The organism is Corynebacterium amycolatum (genome assembly GCF_016889425.1).
GTDB lineage: Bacteria > Actinomycetota > Actinomycetes > Mycobacteriales > Mycobacteriaceae > Corynebacterium > Corynebacterium amycolatum.
The window spans coordinates 1,072,934-1,095,330 of the sequence record NZ_CP069513.1 but is presented as its reverse complement, the minus strand read 5'-3'; the positions used below and the strand labels follow the sequence as shown (position 1 = coordinate 1,095,330).

Annotated in this window: 21 protein-coding genes; 7 read left to right on the top strand and 14 right to left on the bottom strand. The window is 59.1% G+C overall.

Annotated features, from left to right (window positions below; translation table 11 throughout):
* Positions 1–42 precede the first annotated feature (42 nt).
* The 4 genes from pstA to mshD form a co-directional block, all read right to left on the bottom strand.
* Positions 43–936 carry a phosphate ABC transporter permease PstA gene (pstA, locus tag I6J19_RS04805; RefSeq protein WP_049181148.1) on the bottom strand — a complete coding sequence of 298 codons (894 nt, stop codon included), beginning with the start codon at positions 934–936 and terminating at the stop codon, positions 43–45.
* 77 nt (positions 937–1,013) lie between these two features.
* Positions 1,014–2,057 (bottom strand): phosphate ABC transporter permease subunit PstC, encoded by a 1,044-nt coding sequence (gene pstC / locus I6J19_RS04800; protein WP_016421382.1) that lies wholly within the window; start codon positions 2,055–2,057, stop codon positions 1,014–1,016.
* A 236-nt stretch (positions 2,058–2,293) separates the two neighbouring features.
* The gene (pstS, locus tag I6J19_RS04795; protein WP_038626472.1) at positions 2,294–3,391 is read right to left on the bottom strand and encodes a phosphate ABC transporter substrate-binding protein PstS; all 1,098 of its coding nucleotides are present in this window, start codon (positions 3,389–3,391) and stop codon (positions 2,294–2,296) included.
* A 348-nt stretch (positions 3,392–3,739) separates the two neighbouring features.
* Positions 3,740–4,648, bottom strand: coding sequence for a mycothiol synthase (mshD, locus tag I6J19_RS04790; protein ID WP_038626474.1), 909 nt, complete (start codon positions 4,646–4,648; stop codon positions 3,740–3,742).
* 81 nt (positions 4,649–4,729) lie between these two features.
* Between mshD and I6J19_RS04785 the strand changes: the two genes are divergently transcribed.
* Complete coding sequence (locus I6J19_RS04785; RefSeq protein WP_038626476.1) at positions 4,730–5,587, top strand: LmeA family phospholipid-binding protein; 858 nt, start codon at positions 4,730–4,732, stop codon at positions 5,585–5,587.
* A 101-nt stretch (positions 5,588–5,688) separates the two neighbouring features.
* Positions 5,689–6,369 carry a heme-binding beta-barrel domain-containing protein gene (locus I6J19_RS04780; protein ID WP_038626478.1) on the top strand — a complete coding sequence of 227 codons (681 nt, stop codon included), beginning with the start codon at positions 5,689–5,691 and terminating at the stop codon, positions 6,367–6,369.
* Between the two features lie 94 nt (positions 6,370–6,463).
* Here I6J19_RS04780 and I6J19_RS04775 read toward each other — a convergent pair whose 3' ends face one another.
* A complete protein-coding gene (locus I6J19_RS04775; protein ID WP_038626480.1) occupies positions 6,464–7,351 on the bottom strand; it encodes an aminodeoxychorismate lyase in 888 nt (295 codons plus the stop codon).
* 80 nt (positions 7,352–7,431) lie between these two features.
* On the opposite strand from I6J19_RS04775, the gene ygfZ reads away from it, so the two are divergent.
* Both ygfZ and I6J19_RS04765 read left to right on the top strand, forming a co-directional pair.
* Positions 7,432–8,586, top strand: a complete 1,155-nt coding sequence (gene ygfZ, locus I6J19_RS04770; protein WP_081913965.1) for a CAF17-like 4Fe-4S cluster assembly/insertion protein YgfZ — start codon at positions 7,432–7,434, stop codon at positions 8,584–8,586.
* Positions 8,587–8,845: 259 nt separating this feature from the next.
* Positions 8,846–9,028, top strand: a complete 183-nt coding sequence (locus I6J19_RS04765) for a DUF3073 domain-containing protein (RefSeq protein ID WP_005511943.1) — start codon at positions 8,846–8,848, stop codon at positions 9,026–9,028.
* Positions 9,029–9,371: 343 nt separating this feature from the next.
* On the opposite strand, the gene purM is transcribed toward I6J19_RS04765, so the two are convergent.
* The 3 genes from purM to I6J19_RS04750 form a co-directional block, all read right to left on the bottom strand.
* Entirely contained in the window at positions 9,372–10,436 is a 1,065-nt protein-coding gene (gene purM / locus I6J19_RS04760) for a phosphoribosylformylglycinamidine cyclo-ligase (protein WP_038626481.1), read from the bottom strand.
* A gap of 158 nt (positions 10,437–10,594) precedes the next feature.
* On the bottom strand, positions 10,595–12,163 hold the full coding sequence (gene purF, locus I6J19_RS04755) for an amidophosphoribosyltransferase (protein WP_038626484.1): 1,569 nt from the start codon (positions 12,161–12,163) through the stop codon (positions 10,595–10,597).
* 53 nt (positions 12,164–12,216) lie between these two features.
* A complete protein-coding gene (locus tag I6J19_RS04750) occupies positions 12,217–12,657 on the bottom strand; it encodes a sterol carrier family protein (protein WP_038626486.1) in 441 nt (146 codons plus the stop codon).
* 29 nt (positions 12,658–12,686) lie between these two features.
* On the opposite strand from I6J19_RS04750, the gene I6J19_RS04745 reads away from it, so the two are divergent.
* Positions 12,687–13,694, top strand: a complete 1,008-nt coding sequence (locus I6J19_RS04745; RefSeq protein ID WP_038626488.1) for an acyl-CoA thioesterase — start codon at positions 12,687–12,689, stop codon at positions 13,692–13,694.
* On the opposite strand, the gene I6J19_RS04740 is transcribed toward I6J19_RS04745, so the two are convergent.
* A complete protein-coding gene (locus I6J19_RS04740) occupies positions 13,691–14,398 on the bottom strand; it encodes a hypothetical protein (RefSeq protein ID WP_016421393.1) in 708 nt (235 codons plus the stop codon). The genes I6J19_RS04745 and I6J19_RS04740 overlap by 4 nt on opposite strands.
* Before the next feature lie 119 nt (positions 14,399–14,517).
* Between I6J19_RS04740 and I6J19_RS04735 the strand changes: the two genes are divergently transcribed.
* Positions 14,518–15,531: a hypothetical protein gene (locus I6J19_RS04735; RefSeq protein ID WP_038626490.1), complete on the top strand. Its 1,014-nt coding sequence runs from the start codon at positions 14,518–14,520 to the stop codon at positions 15,529–15,531.
* Positions 15,532–15,537: 6 nt separating this feature from the next.
* Here I6J19_RS04735 and I6J19_RS04730 read toward each other — a convergent pair whose 3' ends face one another.
* The 5 genes from I6J19_RS04730 to I6J19_RS04710 form a co-directional block, all read right to left on the bottom strand.
* Positions 15,538–16,029, bottom strand: coding sequence for a glutathione peroxidase (locus I6J19_RS04730; protein WP_038626492.1), 492 nt, complete (start codon positions 16,027–16,029; stop codon positions 15,538–15,540).
* A gap of 46 nt (positions 16,030–16,075) precedes the next feature.
* Positions 16,076–16,885: a polysaccharide deacetylase family protein gene (locus I6J19_RS04725; RefSeq protein WP_222866949.1), complete on the bottom strand. Its 810-nt coding sequence runs from the start codon at positions 16,883–16,885 to the stop codon at positions 16,076–16,078.
* A 92-nt stretch (positions 16,886–16,977) separates the two neighbouring features.
* On the bottom strand, positions 16,978–17,649 hold the full coding sequence (gene bluB, locus I6J19_RS04720; protein WP_038626494.1) for a 5,6-dimethylbenzimidazole synthase: 672 nt from the start codon (positions 17,647–17,649) through the stop codon (positions 16,978–16,980).
* Between the two features lie 4 nt (positions 17,650–17,653).
* Entirely contained in the window at positions 17,654–19,873 is a 2,220-nt protein-coding gene (locus I6J19_RS04715; RefSeq protein ID WP_371199685.1) for a S9 family peptidase, read from the bottom strand.
* Between the two features lie 5 nt (positions 19,874–19,878).
* Entirely contained in the window at positions 19,879–20,772 is an 894-nt protein-coding gene (locus tag I6J19_RS04710) for a phosphoribosylaminoimidazolesuccinocarboxamide synthase (protein ID WP_038626496.1), read from the bottom strand.
* Between the two features lie 296 nt (positions 20,773–21,068).
* Between I6J19_RS04710 and I6J19_RS04705 the strand changes: the two genes are divergently transcribed.
* Entirely contained in the window at positions 21,069–22,391 is a 1,323-nt protein-coding gene (locus tag I6J19_RS04705) for an acetyl-CoA C-acetyltransferase (RefSeq protein WP_038626498.1), read from the top strand.
* Positions 22,392–22,397 lie beyond the last annotated feature (6 nt).

The window sequence follows — 22,397 nt, the reverse complement described above, 5'->3', positions numbered from 1 at the left end:
TCAAAAACCTTCCTTGAAATAGCGGACGTTAGGCGCCCAGCATTAACTGCTCTTGACGGAGAACTTGGCGGATACGACGCGCGCCAGGATATTGATGAGGGCAATGATGAGAACCAGCGTGAGCGCTGCGCCCCACATCTTGTCGAATGCCGCACCGGTATTACCGGCCTTGTACATGTCCAGCATGAACAGTGGCAGCGAGGACTGCGACTGGCCGAACGGGTTGTAGGTAATGATTCGCGAGGTTGCAACCAGAATCAGCATCGGTGCGGACTCACCCATAACGCGGGCGACGGCCAGCATGATGCCGGTGACGATGCCCGACAGTGCGGTCGGGAGCACAATCTTCAAAATGGTCTTCCACTTCGGAACACCCAGAGCGTAAGAGGCTTCACGCAACTCGTGCGGAACGATGCGCAACATTTCCTCGGTGTTGCGGACCACGATCGGCAGCATCAGCAGAACCAGTGCCAGCGACACGGCGAAGCCGGAGCGGCTCATGCCGAACATGACCACCCACATCGAGTAGATGAACAGCGACGCAACGATCGACGGCACACCGGAGAGGATGTCGACCATGAAGGTGGTGACCTTGCCCAAGCGGGAGTTACCTGCGTACTCGACCAAGTAGATGGCGACGAAGATACCGAACGGCACGGTCATGAGAGTTGTGACCAGAGCCTGAACCAAGGTACCGACGATTGCGTGAGCAACACCGCCGGCAGACGCACCAACGGTGACACCGCGCTGGGAAGCAGTCCACCACTCACCACTCAGCAGTGACGGGGTACCTCGGACGACAAGCTCAAAGAGAACCCACACCAGCGGGATTAGGGCAAGAGCCATGCAGCAGTAAATGAGGACCGTGGAGACGTTGTCCGCTACCTTGCGGGAACCCTTAATCTGGGTGAATGCCGACTCCGTGGTGGGGACCATGTCTGCGGGGCCGTGAGGCGAAGAATCAGTAGTTGAACTAGTCATTGTTACTTCTCGTTTCTTTTCCTACGACCTTGCTACTTCTTCGCAATCATTCGGGCTGCGGAGTTGACCACGAAGGTCAGCAAGAACAGCACCAAACCTGCGGACATGTAAGCGCCGGCCTTGAGGTTGTCATTGAACTCCGGTGCCGCATTAGCAATTGCGGTTGCGAAGGTGGTACCACCGTCGAAAAGCGAGCCACGGAATGCCGAGGACGGGGAGATTACGAGGTACAGAGCCATCGTCTCACCGAGGGCGCGTCCCAGACCCAGCATCGAGCCGGAGATAAAGCCAGAACGACCGAATGGCAGAATGGCCAGCTTGACCATCTCCCAACGGGTCGCACCGAGAGCCAGCGATGCCTCAATGTGACCACGCGGGGTCTGAACAAAGACCTCACGGGTGGTAGCCGCGATAACCGGCAGAATCATAATTGCTAGCACAATGCCACCGGTGAAGAGGTTTCGACCGGTCTCGAAGGCCGGTGAGTTTGGGTACAGGGCAAACATCGGGATAAAGCCCAGTGTCTTAGCCAACCACCCGTACAGACCAGCCAATGCCGGACCGAGAGCCATAAAGCCCCACAGACCGTAAACAATCGACGGCACTGCGGCCAGCAAATCCACGAGGTATCCCAGCGGCTTAACCATCTTCTTTGGAGCATAGGCAGTCAGGAAGATGGCAATACCCAGCGCAACCGGCATCGCCAGAATCAGCGCCAGGATGGAAACCGCGACGGTCACCAGAAACATGTTCGGAATACCGAAGTACATGGCGGAGGTATCCGCCAGGTTCCATCGTTCGGTGTAGGTGAAAAAGTTCGCTTCGTTACGGGACATTGCCGGAACTGCGCGCAGGAGTAGGAACACTGCAATTGCGATGATGGCAGCAGTCACCAATGCGGAAGATCCTACCGCCAGAATCTTGAAGATTCGGTCACCAGGACGAACAACGCCGGACTGAATGGCTTGCTCTTCCGAGCTCTCGTCGCCGGAGGAATCCACCTGCGGTGCTGAGGACTGCAACAGACTGCTGTCTACAGCCTCCTGCTTCCCTTCAATGGGAGTCGAGGAACTCATGATCTCATTTCCTAAGTAGAAGTGATTTGTGCTTCAACGCACATGAAGACCGATTGGCCTCAATACCCCTCTACGAGCGGTACCCAATCAACTGAGGTGTCGATGTATAAAGCCAACCGGTCTACGTCAGGTTTTCGGCCTACAGCTCAAATCTGCGTGGCCGGCTGAAGTAATCCTCGCGCCAACCGGGTAACAACAGAGCCAACTCTGCTTTCACCCGCGTTGCGCGCAACGAATTACTTGATAGCGTCAACCGCTGCGGACAACTTGTCCTTGAACTCACCCTGAACCGGGATGTAACCCAGCTCTTCGAGCTCTGGGCCCTGGCCCTCTTCCAGAACAACCTTCAGGAAGTTCTTAACCAAGTCACGAGTCTCCTCGTCGTAACCAGCGGAGCAGACGATTTCGTAGGTGGTCAGAACCAGCGGGTAAGCGCCTTCCTCATCCATTGCGAACAGAGCGTCGGTGTCAACAACCATGTCGTGACCCTCAGTCTTGAACGTGACGGAATCCAGAGCCTTACCGACGGTGTCGTTGTTCAGCTCAACCGGGCCATGGCCGAAGTCCATCTTGGCGATGCCCAGACCCTTGTCCTCCGCGAAGCCAGACTCAACGTAGGTGATAGCACCGTCGATATTGGAAACCTCGTTGACAACACCAGCCGAGCCGTTAGCGCCCTGACCAGTAGCAGTAGGGAAGGACTTGGAAGCCTCGTGCTTCCACTGCTCCGGAGCAGCAGCGCTCAGGAACTTCATGAAGTTATCAGTAGTACCGGACTCCTCAGAGCGGTAGACAACCTTGATGTCCTTCTCCGGCAGCTTCGCGTCCTTGTTGACCTCAGCAATCTTCGGGTCGTTCCACTTGGTGATCTTGCCGTCGAAGATTTCAGCAACCAGTGCCGGGGTCAGAGTGACATCAACGCCCTCGAGGTTGTAGGCAACGGCAACCGGACCGATAACCATCGGCAGGTGCCATGCATCGTTACCATCGCAGCGCTTCTTAGCCTCTGCAACCTGGTCCTTGCCGTCCTTCTCCTTCAGCGGAGAGTCGGAGCCAGCGAAAGCAACGGTGCCAGCAATGAACTGAGTCTGACCGGAACCAGAGCCAGATGCGTTGTACGACAGAGTCGAGCCGGTCTCTTCAAACTTGGTGGCAAATAGGTCCATAGCGCGCTGCTGCGAGGTAGCGCCCTCACCCTGCAGCTCACCAGTGACGTCAGCCAAACCCTCAACGTTAGAAGCGCCTTCGCCGCCCTCTTCAGAGCAAGCGGCCAGGGTGAGACTTGCAATAGCGGCCAGACCAATGACGGATGCCGCACGATTCTTCTTCAGCACAGTAAATCCTCCGGGTTTACACAATGAGTGAAACAGTTCTCGTGGAACCGCCACACTCCGGTCCACTGCGCTGAACCTATCTACCGATAGTAACCGGAACCTGTTCAAAACATTAACAATCGGTGAACGGCGCAAGTAATTCTTTATTTATCCTCATTTTCCCTGTAAGAAGCCCTAAAATGCGCCCCTGAAACACTGAGGATTGGACAACATCTCCCCAAAATCACAAGTATCATTGCCCCCGCCACAGAGGAAAACCACCTAAAACTGAGACAAACCTAAGCTCGCCCTCTCCAATAACTCAGCCCTTCCCCAACAACTCGCCTCCAATAAACCGAACCGTCACATTTACGCGCCGTACATCACATCACGGCGAGCCACTTCAAAGCCGACCGCACGGTAAGTGCGCACTGCCGGAGCATTGTCGCCTTCGACATAGAGAATTACCTTTTCCGCTCCCCGGCTCCGGAGATGGGAAAGCCCAACATTGGTCAACCATCGCCCCAGACCGCGTCCGCGCGCCTTCGAGCTCAGTCCAATCACATAGACCTCACCAGTTGGCACAGACTCCTCAGCGTGCCACTTCGTCCAGTGGAAACCACAAATCTCCTCCGCACTGTCGCGCGCCCCGGCCACATCCGCAGCAAAGAACACGCCCTCCGGGTCGAACCACTGCACATCCCGAGCGCGATCGAGTTGTGGCTGTGACCAACCCCCCTGCTCCGGATGCCAATCAAACGCCTCGTTATTCACTGCCAACCACGCTCGATCTACCGCTGCCGCGCCCCACTTCGCACGTGCCGCAGTCAGGGTCAAGGCTTCAACATCATCACGCTTATCGACGTCCCCCGCCGCCTTCTCCAACGCTGAGCCCGAAACGGACATCTGCAACAGCTCGCGGACAACCTTGCGTCCCGTCAACTCTGCCAAGCGGCTGGCACCGGCGACATCACCGTGAGCCCAGATAGGCAGACGCTCACCGACTTCAGCATCGATGTGCGCAAGCAGCTTCGCTCCCACGCCTTGCCTGCGAAACTCCGGATCAACAACCATCTCCATAGCATCTGGCGCAACGGCTGCCAGGCCCAAATAACGGTCGTTCTCGATAATCGCAAAGTGTCGATGCCCGAAAGAGTCGTCGTCAAGCCCTCGGACGAAAGCCTCGCCGAACGCCTCCACGCCGTCGGTGGAGTGGGCGCGCTGCAGTAGCGTACTGGCGGCGGTGGTGTCTACGTCAAGCAGTTCGGTTACGTTCATACGCCCCACCCTATACACAGCCGCGGATTCAACACTTCCCCGATGTCCGCTGGGCCAAAAGCGATGGGGTACTAATAGAGTGTGTCCATTTCCCGACGACAGAAGAAAATCGGTGGCTCCATCCTCGCCGTTGCCGCGCTGGTGATCGCCACCGACATGGGCTTCGCCAGCCATGCGGAGTACAAGCTCTCCGAGCATATTCAAGAGACTGCACAACTGGAGATGACCCCATACGTCGCCATCGGTGGCAAGGCCTACTTGTCCTCTTTTGTTACGGGTAAGTGGAGCTCCGTAACTTCGCGCATCCGCGATGTGGAGGTACCCGACTTCGGCTTGGTATCTCTGGAGTACGGAGCGTCCAACGTTAAGGTCCCAGCATCGGCAGTGCTCAGCGGAGATTTCCCAGAGTCGCCGACGAAGCAGTACTTCACCAAGCTCTCGCTCGACGGCGTCTCTCTGGGCAACAAGCTGGGGCTGACGGACTTGAGCATCCAGAGTCTGAAGGACTCCTCCCCCACCGGCGGCTGGGAGACCGAGGCAATTTTCGAGGCCACACCAGCCGGATGGCAGGGAAAAACTCAGGTCACGGCGAAGTTGCGCATTGTCAGCCGCGACGTGGTCATTACGCCGATGGAGATTATTTCTGCGCCCTCGTCCCCAACGGATTCTAAGAGCCACGTCAAACCTGAGCTGTCTGAGGCTGATACGCAGCACATCATGAACACCTTCGCTCTGACACTGCGAGATTCGGATATACCGATGGGCATGCCGGCGACTCGCGTATACGTGTCGGGCGGTTCTATCACCATCGAAGGCGAACAGATTCTGTGCACCGTGTCGCCAACGAACTTCATGCCGCCGACATCACAACAGGATGCCGAGGCGTCAGCACAATCCACGGAGAAGCTGCCGGAGAAGAACTGTCGGGTGCGTCGCTAAGGCCGTCGTCAAGCATCGCCGTTAAACGTCGTTGCAGCGTTGGCACCATGCGCCAACAGCCCATACATGGCCACAAGAGCTTCAGCGGTAGAGTGTGAAGCATGACCGAGAACAATGGCAGCAACCAGACAGACGCCGCTGCACAGGAGCCTGCAGCTGCGGCAGCCCCTCGCCTCGACGGCAACGAGGCCATTAACCGCGCGGCCGAGCAGGCCAAGAGCACCGCTACGCGCAACATCACTGAGCTTGAGGGGCTCCCGATCCCTGACGAGACCGCTAACCTGCGCTTCGGCCCGAATATTCACGACGGCCTGCTGGCACTACTGCCGCTGGTCGGCGTGTGGCGCGGTGAGGGGCAGGCAAACACCGTCGTCGACGGTGAGTACAACTTCGGCCAGCAGGTTATCTTCAGCCACGATGGCGAGAACTACCTGAAGTATGAGTCGCGCATCTGGAAGCTGGATGAAGAAGGCAAACCAACCGGCCCTGACCAGCGCGAAACGGGATTTTGGCGCATCAACAACGATGACGAGATTGAGTTCATCTGCGTCCACTCCACCGGCGTCACTGAGATTTACTACGGCAAGCCGGTCTCCGAGCGCGCATGGGAGCTGCAGGCAGCCTCCACAATGGTCACTGCTACCGGTCCAGCATCACTTGGCCCGGGCAAGCGCCTCTACGGCCTGATGCCGAACAACGATCTCGGCTGGGTGGACGAACGCCTGCGGGATGAGGAATTCACTCCCCGTATGTCCGCGCAGCTCAAGCGTTACGCAGGCTAGGTTCTCCCCCGCTTTACGACGGGCGCTGTGTGGCCTGGCTGCGGGGCCCTATTACTTTGCGCACTACGGCTTTGGCACCCTACTGCGACAAGCCCTACTGCGTCGCCAGCGCCTCGTCACACAGGTCACGGAATTCCTTTTCCGCAGCTACATCCGGCTGCGGAATGGGCTCACCATCGATGGACTTAACCACGACCGCGATGCGCACCGAGGACACTAGCCACACCGCATCAGCGGTGAATAGGTCCCTTGGTACCAGAACCGTCGGAGTGACTTTCCAGCCGCAGTTGGCAGCTGTTTCAAACAGCGCTGCCTGAGTCGTGCCCGGCAGCACTCCTTCACCGGGGTTGGGGGTCAGCAGCTCATTGCCGCGCTGGACGATGATGGTCGATGTCGGGCCTTCCAGGAGCTTTCCCTCTGCGGAGGTGAAGATGACATCGTCAAAACCCTTGGACTTGGCATAGCGTAATGCGGCCATATTAGCCGCGTATGACAACGTTTTCGCGCCGATGAGCGCCCACGGTGCACGGGAGCCAAGGTCGAGCGAGAAACCACGCTCTGCAAGCATGACTGATACCGGCTTCAGGCGATTTTCCGCCACCTTTTTCGCGGAGCTTGCCAAAACGTAGCCAGTCGGCCTTCCAGTGGACTCGCGACCACGCGAGTAAACCCACCGCAACGTCGCATCCCCCTCAATTGACCTATCGCGCAACTCCCGTAGTGCAACCTCGGTAGCCGCCCGCCATTGCTCCAGGTCCGGGGTTGGCAAATCCAGCATTAGCGCTGACGATGCGAACCGCTTCTCGTGCCGGTCAGTATTGCAGGTATGACCACCCCTGACCAGTAGTGTTTCAAAAACTCCGTCGCCGCGAATAGCTCCGAGATCGTCCGCGTAGAGGAACGGCTGTCCTGCCTCGACAGCAATCGGGCCACCGTCTGCGAAGACGTCGATAAGCACTAGAGAAGAAAGCGAATCCGTCATACACACAAGCTTAATCCATGCTTAATTTGGGGATTTCTGGTTAACATGAGGGAGTGAGTGTTGAGTATGTAAGTCCTTTGATGTCTCACGTGGCTGGTGCCGCTGCCCTCGAATTGGGCGGACAGACGGTAGGTTTAGAGAAGGCCTCAGAGAACGCCCCAGACGGAACCTCAGCGAAAAACGTCGAGCAAACCACAGGGCAAGCTAGCGTGGCATGGCACTACGGCCGTCCACTGGTAGAGCAACGTCATCTACAAGAGGACTGCGGAGTAGTAGATCGCTCGTACTACCGCGTTATTGAGGTTACTGGCGAGGATCGCCTGACCTACCTCAACACACTTTTTTCACAGAAGGTCGACGATGCCACCCCCGGCACTGTCACTGAAGCCCTGAACCTGGATGCCAACGGTCACGTTCTCCACCACATGACGCTGACTGTTTTGGACGATTCTGTGCTTATCGACGTGCCCCCTGTTGGCTTCGACTCCCTGCTGAAGTACCTGAACATGATGGTGTTCTGGTCCAAGGTGGAAATTGCTGAGATAGAACGGGCGGTTATTTCCGTCATGGGGCCGGATGCCCCTGAGGTACTGGTGTCCGCCGGCCTCGCATTCCCGCAGGTGGGCAAGGCTACGACGGTGGGGCATTCCTATGTCCGACACCTGCCTTGGCCACGCGGCGGACGTGTGGATGTGCTCGTGCGCCGACAGGATTTAGTCGGTGCTTGGGACGCGCTGATGGCCGCTGGCGCCTCCCCAGTTGGACTGATGGGATGGGAGGCCGAACGCGTAGTCTCCTTGCGGCCGGAGCTGGGAATCGATGTAGATGAGAAGATGATTCCGCATGAGGCTCCGCGCTGGATTGCCTCTGAATTCGACACGGCTGCCGTGCACTTGGACAAGGGCTGCTATCGCGGCCAAGAGACTGTGTCTCGAGTCCACAATGTTGGTCGCTCCCCACGAGTTTTGGTGATGCTGCAGCTCGACGGCTCAGCTACTCTGCCGGAAACCGGCGATCCAGTGATGATGGGCAAGCGCGCCGTGGGCCGCGTAGGCACCGTCGTGCAACATGCCGATTACGGCCCGATTGCATTGGCTCTGCTTAAGCGCTCGGCGCAGGAACGCGAGGGCCTTGTGGTGGGTGACTGCGCCGTGGCCGTCGACCCTTCCTCCATCGACCGCGTCGAGCAGCTGCCACCGGGTCGTGTGGCCATCAACCGCCTGCGTGGGAAATAAGTAACGGGAAATAGGTAAAGCCACCAGACAGAGTGGTGAAAAAATAACTTTTTCCATTTTTTTCAGAAAGGTTATTCCCCCAGTTCACAGTACATATTGAGTTGCCTGAGCGCGAGGACACAACCCACTATGGGCCTCCCCGCGTAACCCCTTCGTCTAAAAATCAGCTATGGTGTCTTACAGGAATTAACGCAATAAGACATAAGTGGGTCGGCCGTATCCCCGTGCCGTCCCACGGATTACACAAGGGGGTCAGGCCATGGGTCGCGGCCGTGCGAAAGCAAAGCAGGCGAAGGTTGCCCGTCAGCTCAAGTACGATTCACCAGAAATGGACTTGGAGCGTCTGCAGCGGGAACTCGTCGGCAAGTCGAACGAGTCCGATCGAGACGACTATTACTCTGACTGGGAGGAATGGGCCTCAGGCGCTGGTCGCGACAGCTAGCGTAAGCTAACCGCTGTCGTATTTTCCGCAAAGCGTTTCTATTTCAATAAAACAAGCACCCGCCAACGATTCCGTTGGTGGGTGCTTGTTTTTGCTTAGTGACCGCGTTTATGCTCGGCCGATTATGCTCGGCCGTGGCGGATCGATCCGAGTTACTGACTGCGTTTATGACAAAAATAGCCCGAAAAACGGCTCGGAAGTGCCATAAACTCGCACAGTTTCACATATGCAGCCCGTGGTTTTGGGGATCTCAGCTACTCAACCCGGATGTAGGCGGCTCAGCAGTCGGCCACCCTCCACAGTAGACCAGCCGCCCCAGTCCCGACCAGCCGAAGGCCAAAGCTTAGAAGCGCGGGTGGCTGCCGCGTAAAACAGCCCTATCCTCGCCGGCCTCGCTCTTGCGGACAGTACCCAGCTCCCAAGCGTTGATGTGGCGGGCAGTCAGCAGAGCCAGTGCACGATCGCGATCCTCTGCAGAAACAATCGCAACCATACCAACACCCATGTTGAAGGTCTTCTCCATCTCCTCGCGGGAGACGTTGCCGAGCTCAGCAATGGTCTTGAAGATCGGGCCCGGGGTCCATGTTGCGCGGCTCATGTCAGCGGTCAGGCCTTCCGGCATGATGCGAACCATGTTGCCAGCCAATCCGCCACCGGTGACGTGGCAGAAAGTGCGGACCTCTGCCTCGTTCATGAGAGCCAGGCAGTCCTTCGCATAGATCTTGGTTGGCTCCAGCAGCTCCTCACCGAGGGTACGTCCGAAGTCTTCGACGTAACCGTCGAGCTCCAGACCGGCCTTCTCCAGGAGAACGTAGCGAGCCAGCGAGTAGCCATTGGAGTGAAGTCCAGAGGACTCCATGGCGATAATGACATCGCCCTCACGCACGCGGTCCGGGCCGAGAAGCTTGTCCCCTTCCACGACACCGACGCCGGTAGCGGAGACATCGTACTCGCCTGGTTCCATCACACCCGGGTGCTCTGCAGTCTCGCCGCCCAGGAGGGCGCAACCCGCCTGGACGCATCCCTCGGCGATGCCGGAAACGATCTCGGCGACGTGCTCCGGCACGACCTTGCCAATTGCGATGTAGTCCTGCAGGAACAGCGGCTCGGCGCCGCACACGACCAGGTCATCGACGACCATGGCGACCAGGTCCAGGCCGATGGTGTCGTGCTTGCCGACGGCCTGCGCCACGGCCAACTTGGTCCCCACACCATCGGAGGATGCGGCCAGCAGCGGCTTTTCGTAGTTGCCCAGTGCAAACAGGCCGGCAAAACCGCCGAGCCCGCCACGGACCTCTGGGCGAGTGGCCTTCTTGGCAATCGGGGCGAATAGTTCAACGGCGCGGTCGCCGGCTTCGATGTCGACGCCGGCTGCAGCGTAGGAAGCACCAGAAACGTTCTCGGTCATTAGAGGCTCTCGCTTTAAACTTTCTCCCCCGGGCGGCGTTACTGCCGTATCCGGGAGTATTGGCGGACCGGGAACAAAGCAACGGCTGCAATCCACAGCACCGCTTACGCCTTGTTCTCGGTTCAGTTCTCGTAGTTCATTCTAAGGAGGTTTCGAGGCTAATTGCTCGTTGCGGCTTTGGCAGCCTGGGCTGCCTGCATCCTCTCCACAGCTGCCGCATTCGGATTGCCCTCCGGCAGACCCAGCGGGTACTTGCCATCGAAGCAGGCACAACAGACTTCGGTCTTTGCCTGCTCGGAAGCGGCGACCATGCCATCGATGGAGACAAATCCCAGGCTGTCGGCACCAATCGCGGTTGCGATACCGGCGACAATGTCATTTTCATCCACGCCGTTGGCCAACAGCTCGCCCGGAGAGGCGAAGTCAATGCCGTAGAAGCACGGCCATTTCACCGGCGGCGCGGCGATGCGCACGTGCACTTCCTTCGCACCGGCCTCACGCAGCATGCGAATCAGGGCACGCTGAGTGTTGCCGCGGACGATGGAGTCATCGACCACGACCAAGCGCTTACCGGCGATAACTTCCTTCAGCGGGTTCAGCTTCAGTCGGATGCCCAGCTGACGAATCGTCTGCGAAGGCTGAATGAAGGTACGGCCCACGTAACCGTTTTTGGTCAGCCCCTGACCAAACGGAATGCCCGATTCCTGGGCATAGCCAACCGCCGCCGGGGTTCCGGATTCCGGCACCGGCATTACTAGGTCACCGTCAGCCGGGAACTCACGCGCCAACTGGCGACCTAGCTCAAGGCGCACGGCATTGACAGAGCGACCACGGATGTTGGAGTCCGGGCGCGCCAGGTAGACGTACTCGAAAATGCATCCTGCGTGGGTAGTTTCGGCGAAACGCTGCGAACGGACACCGGAGGCATCAATGGCCACCATCTCGCCCGGCTCGATCTCGCGGACGAATGATGCACCGACGATATCCAGCGCACAGGTCTCAGACGCAACTACCCAGCCACCGGACAGGCGGCCCAAGCACAACGGACGCACACCGTGTGGGTCACGCGCAGCGTACAGCGTTTCGCCATCGGTGAAAGTAAGGCAGAAGGCCCCCTTCAGGCGCGGCAGAAGCGTCAGCGCAGCCGCTTCCACGTTGGTGCTACAGCCGTGGTCTTCTGGGTGATCAACCTTGCCGGTTTCGTCGGCAAGCAGTGCGGTCATAATTGCGGAGTCGCTAGGCAGCTCTCCCTGATCGCGCATCAGCCCCTTATCCACTGCCTCACGGAACAGCGTGAGGTGGTTGGTCAGGTTGCCGTTGTGCCCCAGCGCGATGTCCGTGCCGTCGGAAGCCATCTGGAACATCGGCTGTGCATTCTCCCACGCAGGAGCTCCAGCGGTGGTGTAGCGCGTGTGCCCTACGGCTACGTGCCCCTTCAGAGCGTCGAGCGTCTGCTCATCAAAAACCTGGGAAACAAGCCCGAGATCCTTGAATACGAGAATTTGGTCGCCGTCGCCGACTGCGATACCGGCGGCTTCCTGGCCGCGATGTTGCAGGGCAAACAAGCCATAGTAGGTGAGTTTGGACACGTCTTCGCCAGGTGCCCAAACGCCAAAGACGCCACATTCTTCACGCGGGGATGTCTCCCCCAGATCGTCGTAAGGCGAAATTGGCAAAAGTTTGGTCTTTGGTGCACCTGAAATGTTGGTATCGGCCACGACATTCACACTAATAGCCCCACCCGCCCGGGCACCAATTCAGCATCCCCCCCCAACGGGTTTTAAGAAATGCGCGCCACCGGCAGATGATTCCCGATTTCCGCCGCACGCGTGCCCGACATATCGATGTGCGCCTGCACCTGCTCTAACGTGATCATTCCGCACGCGAGTCCCAGCCAAATCTCCGGCGACATCTCCACGACATTGGGCGGCGTACCGCGTGTGTGCCTGGGCCCCTCAATGCACTGGACCGCGACGAAGGGCGGCACGCGCACCTCGACGCTATGCCCCGGCGCCTCTTGGGCGAGCATCCGCACGGACAGACGCACCGCTTTGGCGAGGCTCGCACGGCTTAACGACGGCCCCTGCGCCCCATCTGCCCCGGCGAAGGAGGCAGCCTTTTGGTCAGATAGCAATTCGCGGCCGAGAAGACGTTGCGCCGCCCAGGGTGCGGCGGTGGAAAGAGCGCTGCGAACGTCGAAAGGCGAGATTTTGGATACCATAACCTCATCCTAGAGTTATGCTTTCATATATGGATACGCAGTCAACTGAAAAAGCTGAACAGGTGCACGCTCCAGCGTCACCATCTCTTGTACTCCGTTTTATGGCGTCGCCGACCGATGTCATTATGGCCGGAACCAATTCCGTCCACGGCGGCCGTGTGTTGCAGTGGATTGACAAGGCCGCTTACGCCTGTGCGACCGGCTGGTCGGGACGCTACTGCGTGACTGCGTACTTCGGTCACATTCACTTCACTCGCCCGATTCCCAGCGGCCACATTGTTGAGGTGCGCTCCAAGATTGCGCATACCGGTCGCAGTTCTATGCACATCGTCAACGAGGTGCTCTCAGCTGATCCGCGCGAGGGCAAGTTCACCCGCGCAGCTGACTGCCTAGTGATCTTCGTGGCCATGGATGAAAATGGTAAGTCGACACCGGTTCCGAAGTGGGTGCCGCAAACGGAGGAAGAAGAGCGTGTTGAAAAGGCCGCTCTTTCCCGTTTTGAGCTCCGCCGCGACATCGAAGCCAGCATGCGCGCGCAAACGTACTCCGCGGATTCCTCTGCACCCGAGCTGACCACACGTTTCCTGGCAAAGCCGACCGATGTTAACTGGGGCGGAAACGTCCACGGCGGTACCGCCATGGAGTGGATTGATGAGGCTGCGACGGCAGTTACCACCAACTGGGCGGGACGCCAGACTATTTCCGTGTACGCAGGTGGTATTCGCTTCTACAACCCAATCCACATTGGCGACCTAGTTGAGGTGCGCGCACGCATCCTGCGCACCGGCACGACCTCGATGCACCTGTCGGTGCAGGTCTACTGCTGTGAGCCCCGCAAGGGTGTCGGCGGGCTGCGCAAGGCTCTGCACTCGACCATGACTTATGTCGCAATTGACGACGATTTCAACCCACAGCCGGTACCGCACTTCCAGCCGACGACGGATGAGGACAAGCGCCTGCACGCTCACGATCTGTCGCTGAAGGCGCTGCGTGACAAGTACAGCCCGCTACCGCTGATTGAGCGCGAACAGGATTAAGCCGCCTGGCCGCCCGGCTTCCTGTTTTTCCACCAGATGGATAGGAACATCCAGCCAATCAGCGCGAAGGTGATGTAGGTGACGTACCGGTCAATCGTCTGCAGGGAGCCCTGGATACTTGGGCCAAACTTCAGGCCCAAGTACAGGTAGAAGCACTTGAGCATTGCGGCACAGAGGAAGAGGTACACACCTACTACCCAGCCGCGCACCTTCGCAATACCACCGATGGCCACGACGATCGTGGCCGGAATCGGCGAGAATGGCACAAACGATGCCAGCACACTCAGCCCGATGCGTTCATAGATGAAGTTCTCCATCTTCTTAAACCATCGCGGTGGATGGCCGCCGAAACTCATCGTGATGAATTCCGTGCCCCACTTCTTGCCCATCCAGTAGAAGAACGGCATGAACTTAATTGTCGACAGCGCCGCAATCACCACAACAGCGAAGAGGAAGAGCGGCCTATCCTCGTTTTCCGACGCGAGAATCAGCACCGAGAGATTCGAGCCCGTCAGCCACGTATGTAAAAAGGTATACTTGAGCAGCAAAACCGCGCGGAACGGGATAATTGCAAAGCCGTACACGGCAACCAGCATCAGCGATGCATAGAGAAGCTTGTCTATTTTGTCCGGCTCACGCAGGAAGCTCGGCAGATCCTCACGAGGGTCGTGCTCGGCCTCGTTACGCATGTCGGGTGAAGTCATGAACCACAGTCTAACTGCACGACTCCTTCCGCAGCAGGAGCCGCAGACTATGCCATTACGTACGGCTCAGACGCACTCGCCAAGGACGACCGCAGTGCCGCCTACTATCCTGGGAAGATATGACCACCGATTCACCCGCGCCTGTGCCCGCACAGCAGCCTCACGCACCACGGTCTGAGTCTTCCTCACCATCGCTTGACGACGGCCAGGAGAACGCATCCTCACCGAGCATGCTGCAACGTGTTCGCGCCGCTATCCCGCCTGTGTCCATCCTGGTACTGACGGCGGTATTCCTCTTCGCCGGGTGGTTCACGCTCTTCGGGCCTATCAATGTTCTGGCTTGGCGTGGTGGCACGTTCCCCCGCACCGAGGCAGACCGCCCCTACTATCAGCAGGCTCTGAAGGATGTTGCGCGCTATCAGTACGAGGAGCAGCCATCCCCTGAGGTTTACTTCGGCCTGGCGTGTGGCGCTACTGATGCCGACATCCGCAGCGTTATCCCCAAGGTCGGCGAGCACCCGAATTCAGACGCAGACCCAACCGCTGATGAAGATGCCGTCGCCGCCGCTGCTGCCACCAGGCCGGGTTCTGCACCTGCGGCTACGAACCAGACATCGAAGCTGAATCCAAACCTTGACGCATTCGGAGACACGGTCGACTGCTCCGGTTCCTGGACTGCGCCATTCTTGTCATTCCTGCTCGCATCCGCGGGTGTTCCGGTCTTTGATACGCCCGAGAATTCGGCTGCCAATAGTGCCACCGACAACAACAGCACAGAGCAGTACAACACTGCGCAGAACAGAACAGCGCAGAACAGCACTGCCACAACCGAGAACCCATGGCTGGTTGCGGATGTCGAACAGCTCATGGATGCCTACAAGGCACATGATGCTTTCGTCACCGACAAGGACTTCTCTCCTCAGGTGGGTGACATCATTTTCTACCGCTACCCCGCAGGCCTTGGGGTGCACGCCAACATGGTTGTCGCGGTTCAGGGTGACTGGGTCACCATCGGTGGCGATGAGCTTGGCAAGGTCGGTCTAGCTAGCATGACCTTGCGAAACCGAGGTGGCATCGTGGGCTACGGCGCCACGGGCTACTTCGAGCAAGCACCGCTGGACGCCAGCAAATAGCCAAGTTTAAATAGGAAGATTTTCCTCGATGAGGTCGCGCAGAGCGTCGTCGTCAGGCGAAACCTTGGACCGGAAACGGCCGATGACCTCCCCCTCGGGCGAGATAACAAACTTTTCGAAGTTCCACTTCACGTCCCCAGCCTCGCCGTCGGCGTCCGGGGTTTCCTTCAGCAGCTTGTAGAGTGGGTGAGCGCTGTCGCCGTTGACCTCCGTCTTTTGGAAGAGCGGGAAGGTAACGCCGAATTCGCGCTGGCAGAACTGCTTGATTTCCTCGGCACTGCCGGGCTCTTGCCCGCCGAACTGGTTGCAGGGGAAGCCGAGGACGAAGAAGCCTCGGGGTGCGAGTTCGTCGAAAAGTCCTTGCAGATCGTCGTACTGATCCGTGAAACCGCACTCCGAGGCAGTGTTGACGATAAGCAGAACGTGGCCTGCCCAGTCGCTCATCGTTACTTCGTTGCCGTCGATGGTGGTCACTGGGATGTCGAAGAGATTGCTCATAAACCCCACACTAGGGCAGTCCCACGATAGCCGTCAGAGGTGACGACTAGCCGACCTGCTCCATGCCTTCAAAGAACTCGCGGCCCAGCGGCACCGAAGAGTGGTTGACCGGCTGCGCACCCCCATCGACCGCCTGGTCAATGATGCCGACAACATCCTGGCGCAGCTTGTGCTCCCGCAGTTTCGAAGCGTTAACGGAGATACGCACCGCGCGGCCCTTCTCCAGCGAGCGCTGCACTGAGGAGCGCACCGCGCGGCGCCACCAACCGGCGCCGCCGAAGCCCTCGCCGATAGCCAGCACGCGAGTTGGATCAACAGCACCAGTGATCAGGTCGCGGACCCCATTTCGGTCCGCTGCAACACGGAAGCCCAGCTCCGGCAACACGTTCATGGTCTCTGGCGACATGGTCCACTTCGGCGGTGCAAAGACATCCGTCTCAAAACCCATCGCACGCATCTGGCGCGTTGCGGCAATCAGGCGCAAGCGCGCTTCATGTTCGCTCAACGACGCAAATTCCGCGCCTCGGCCTCGAACCGACTGATCGAACCCCGCGAGAACAATCTCGATGCCGTCATCGCTACGACGGCGGAGCCAATCCAGCACCGCCGGAGCTTCCCGCAACGACCAGTTCTTACCCGCATGCGGCGCTACCAGCAGAGACGGCGTAATGCCGCGCTGTTCCATCGCTGCCACGAAACGAGCGACATCGAGCAATGTGCCGTCGCGCAAACCCGACACCGACACCAAAAGCGGCGAACCGACCACACCACCGTCAACAGTTACGAGCTCTTTGCCCGCTGGACGAACGACCTGGTCTGTCGTCCGAATCTGTTCTTGCACCCCACTGCCTGCCATGGATTCAACAAAAACAGGCGTATGTAAATTTTTGGTAACGGAGAGGACAAAGCTTGGAGAATACTCAGAGGCCTTTCAAGTAAGAGTTCAGATTATCCCCAGTGCACAACCTCATCGAGCGCCAAACCCTTGCGCCAACCAAACTTCTCCAAGTCACGCTCCGCGGCCAGGTGCGTTACCGGACCAATGCACAGCCAGGCCACCGGCCGCACGGGCGCCTCGACACCGACAAAGTTGGCCAGGAAATCCTCATGGTAGAAACTGACCCAACCGACGCCGAGCCCCTCTGCCGTAGCAGCCAGCCACAGATTCTGAATAGCCAGCGCGACTGACATTAACCCGGTGTCATCGACGGTGTCGCGGCCGAGAATGTTCTTGCCGCCACGGGTCGGGTCATAAGTGACGACGATGCCCGTTCTCGAGTCCACAATTCCTTCAATCTGAATCGGATTGAAAGTCTCGCGCCGCTCGCCTTCGAGTTTGGCTGCGAATTCAGCGCGGCGTCCGGCTACATGGTCGGCAAACTGCTGCAGGCGAGCCGAATCCTGAATGATGTGAAAGTCCCATGGTTGGGACAGCCCCACCGAAGGAGCGGCGTGAGCGGCCGCCAACACGCGCATCAATCGCTCCCTGTCCAACTTTTCTCCGGCGAATTCGCGGCGGACATCCCGCCGCCGAAAAAGCGTGTGGTAGACGGCCAACTGATCGTCGGAAAGCGAATCGGTGTCAAAACCCTGCGCGGACAGCAGCGTGCGCATATCCATGCCGTTACTCCACCGCACCAGCAGTGTGGACAATCCAGGCATACTCGAAGGCAGTCTGACGCCAGCGTTCGTAACGGCCGGAAACACCACCGTGACCAGCGGACATCTCGGTCTTGAGCAGGAACTGGCCCGGCTCGCCGCCGACAACTTCGCGCAGCTTGGCGATCCACTTTGCCGGCTCCACGTAGAGCACGCGAGTGTCGTTCAAACTAGTAATCGCGAGAATCTTCGGGTACTTCACATCGGCCGAGATGTTCTCGTACGGCGCGTAGGAGGCCATGTAGTCGTAGACCTCCGGGTCGTGGTACGGATCGCCCCACTCATCCCACTCCACCACGGTCAGCGGCAGCTCTGGCATCAGCATGGACGTCAGGCAGTCGACAAACGGGACCACGGCCTGAATGCCCGCGAACCTATCGCCAGCAATGTTTGCGACCACACCCATCAGCATGCCGCCCGCTGAACCGCCGAGCGCTGCCAACTGCTGGCGCGTGGTCCAACCAGAATCCAGCAGGTAGTCAGCGACGGCGACGAAGTCAGTGAATGTGTTCTTCTTCGTGGTTGCGCGACCGTTCTCCCACCAGCCACGACCCATCTCGCCGCCACCGCGGACGTGTGCAATGACAAAGATCATCCCACGATCCAGCAGCGACAGCCGGGCGATGGAAAAGCCCGGATCCATCGAGGATTCGTAGGAACCGTAGCCGTAGAGCAGCATCGGATTCGGCGCATCCAAATCCAAATCCGCGCGGTGAATAATCGACACCGGAATCTGGGCACCATCGCTTGCACTCACCCATTCACGCTTGGCGACGTAATCACCGCGATTAAACTCCCCGCGAATCTTCTGCTCCTTGAGCAGCACCCGCTTGCCCGAGGCAATATCAATCTGCCAGAGCTGCGACGGCGTGGTGAAGGAGCCGTAGGCGTAGCGCAACACCGGGGTGTCCCATTCAGCGTTGCCGGTAGTGCCTGCGGAGTAGAGCTCTTCGTCGAATTCGAGCTCGACGAAGTTCACAGCGGACGCTGGCACTGGGTCGGCAGCATCGCCCGTCTCAGCGGAGCCAGCACCATCCTCGTCCTGCGCCAATACCGCCAGCGCCACACGACCAATACCGCCGCGACGGTACCCAAACGCGATGTGCCCAGCGAAGCAGTCAACGCCCTCAACACGGACGTCATCGCGGTGAGCAACCAGCTCAGTGAGATCCAAAATACTGTCGAAAGACCCCACCGGCACCATGGCCAGTGCGAAGTTCGAGCCAGTTATATTGTGTGTAATCAGCCACATATCCTGGCCGCTAATGACGGCGTGATCGATGTCGTATTCAACACCGGACTCGCGCGGGCGCACGCAGGTGAACTCACTGGCCGGGTCACTGGCGTCCAGGTACCAGACCTCAGAGGTAATCTTCGAGGAGCTCTCAATAATCAGGTACTTTTCGCTGCGTACCGTACCGACTCCGACCCAGTAGGCCTCATCGGGCTCATGGAAGACACAGACGTCGTCCTCGGTAGAGGTGCCTACGCGGTGACGCCACACGGAATCCGGCCGCCAGGCTTCGTCGACCTTCTGATAGAAGATCCATTCCGAGCCAACCCAGGTAGCACCTGCGGCGATGCCCGCAATTTCGTCGTCAAGCAGTTCGCCCGTGCGCAAATCCTTTACGCGCAGCGTGTAGCGCTCGTCGCCTGTGACGTCGGTGGAGTAGGCCAGCAGATTGCCGTCCGCGGAGACGCTCGCTGCGCCGAGGGCGAAGAAGTCGTGGCCTTCGGCCAGCTCGTTGGCATCCAGGATGACCTGTTCTCCTGGCGCCGGAGAGTCGTCCGCAATGGTCGGCGGAGTCCACGCGGCAAGACCGTCACCGGCCTCCGCACGCACGCGACAGCTCATCCCGTAAGACTTGCCCTCCTGCGTGCGTGAGTAGTACCACCAGCCATTAAGGCGAGTTGGGACCGACATGTCGGTCTCCTGCACGCGCGACTTGATTTCCTTAAAAATCGCGTCCGCGGTGCCATCAAGATCGGAGGTAAAAGCCTCCGTATAGGCATTTTCAGCCTCTAGGTATTCGATAACCTCGGGGTTTTCCTTATCGCGGAGCCACTCGAAGTTATCGGTGAAGTCCCTTCCGTGGAAGGACCGAGTCACCGGCTTCCGTTGTGCACGGGGTGCGGGCAAATCCTTTTTTGCAGGCCTGCCGACGGATGCCGAGTCCAAGGTCACTTCGCTCACGCAGGTTCTCCAATCCAGTCCGAGAAGCGGCGGCCTGACAGTCGTTCGTAGGCCTCGACGTACCGCTCGCGAGTTGCTTCCACAACACTACCTGGCAGCGCCGGCGGCGGAGTGCCCTCGTCCTTCTTCCAGCCGGACTTGGAGCAGGTCAGCCAGTTTCGGACGTACTGCTTGTCGAAGCTCGGGTTAACCGAACCCTCCTGGTAGGAGTCGGCTGGCCAGTAGCGGGAGGAGTCCGGGGTGAGAACCTCGTCGGCCAGCACCAGGTTGCCGTCGGAGTCGAGACCGAACTCGAACTTGGTGTCGGCCAGGATGATGCCGCGCTTAGCAGCCAGCTCAGCAGCCTGGGTGTAGATACGCAGGGTGGCATCGCGCAGTTCTTCGGCACGCTTCTGCCCCAGGGACTCCACAACGGCGTCGAAGGAGACATTCTCGTCGTGCTCGCCCAGTTCGGCCTTGGTGGCCGGGGTGAAAATCGGTTCTGGCAGCTTGGAGCCCTCGACGAGGCCCTCTGGCAGCTCAATGCCACAGACAGTGCCGTTTTCCTTGTACTCGACGAGACCCGAGCCGGTCAGGTAGCCACGTGCGACACACTCGAATGGCAGCATGTCCAGCTTCTTGCACACCAGCGCACGGCCGAGGCACTCTTCCGGAATGCGCTCATCGTCAGCCGGGCCAGCCATATGGTTCGGAAAGTCGATCTCGTCGAAGAAGAACACGCTCATCGCGGTGAGCACTCGACCCTTGTCAGGAATCGGGGTCTCCAGAATGTGGTCGAAGGCAGAAATACGGTCACTGACCACAAGCAGCAGAGTCTCAGGGTCAATCTCGTAGATTTCCCGGACCTTGCCCGCGGAAAGATGGTTATACGAGGAAAGTTCAGGTCGCATGGCGATAAAGTCTAAACCCCTATACGCCTTTGCACTCTATTGATACCTCCGGCCGCCACCCCAACTAGTGGGGATTGACGCAATTACCGTCGTCAAGCGGGAAAAATTTTGAGATTCCGGACTGCTGCCCATCGAATTTTTCACAGGTGGACGACGGTGTTTACCCCTCACCTCCCCCGCTCGGTAGATGACCGGGCAAAAATATTTCTAAAAACGTGACAGAAAACACCGATACCAGTATTGTCTAAATTTAGTAATTCACGTCACACTTCAAGGATTTTGAAGGGAACAATCACATGGCAGCTCAGGCCAACAATAACTCTCTGCGCCGCGCGGTCGTCGTCGGCGGTAACCGCATTCCGTTCGCTCGTTCTAATAAGGAATACGCTAACGAGTCGAACCAGGACATGCTGACCGCTGCAATCGACGGTCTCGTCGCCCGCTTCGGTATCGGCGGCGAACGCCTCGGTGCAGTCTCCGCCGGCGCTGTGCTGAAGCACTCCCGTGACTTTAACCTCACCCGTGAGTGTGTCCTCGGCTCCGCACTGGCGCCGGACACCCCGGCTTTCGACATTCAGATGGCATGTGCCACCGGCATGGAGGCCCTCAACTCTGTCTCCAACATGATTAAGCTGGGCCAGATTGACTCCGCTATCGCCGGCGGTGTGGACACCACCTCCGACGCTCCGATTGCTGTCAACGACCGTCTGCGCAAGATCCTGCTGGAGGCCAGCCGCCAGAAGTCCACTCTGGACATGGCAAAGGTCTTCCTGAAGACCCGTCCGTCCGACCTGGCTCCGGATACTCCGTCGACCGGCGAGCCCCGCACTGGCCTGTCCATGGGTGAACACCAGGCCATCACCACCGCCAAGTGGGGCGTTACCCGAGCTGAGCAGGATGAGCTCGCCGCCGCTTCCCACCAAAACATGGCAAACGCTTACGACGAGGGCTTCTTCACTGACCTCGTCACCCCGTACAAGGGCGTTTCCCGTGACACCAACATGCGCCCGGACTCCACCCCGGAGAAGCTGGCCAAGCTCAAGCCGGTCTTCGGCCGCGGCCTGGAAGCAGAGCCGACCATGACCGCCGGTAACTCCACTCCGCTTACCGACGGCGCCTCTGCCGTCCTCGTCTCCACCCCGGAGTGGGCCGCTGAGCGCGGTCTGCCGGTGCTTGCCGACGTCGTCGATTCCGAGGCAGCCGCAGTTGACTTTGTCCACGGCGACGAGGGTCTGCTGATGGCTCCGGCTTACGCCACCCCGCGCCTGCTGGCCCGCAACGGCTGGACCTTCGACGACTTCGACTTCTTCGAGATCCACGAGGCTTTCGCCGGCACCGTCCTGTCCACCATGAAGGCATGGGAGGACGAGGAGTTCTGCCGCACCAAGCTTGGACTGGAAGGCCCGCTGGGCTCCATCCCGCGCGAGAAGCTCAACGTCAAGGGCTCTTCCCTGGCAGCCGGCCACCCATTCGCCGCTACCGGCGGCCGCATTGTGGCAGCCCTCGCCAAGATGCTGCGCCAGAAGGCAGACGAGACCGGCAAGACCACTCGCGGCCTGATCTCCGTCTGTGCCGCGGGCGGCCAGGGTGTTGTCGCAGTTCTCGAGGCTCGCGTCTAAAAGCGC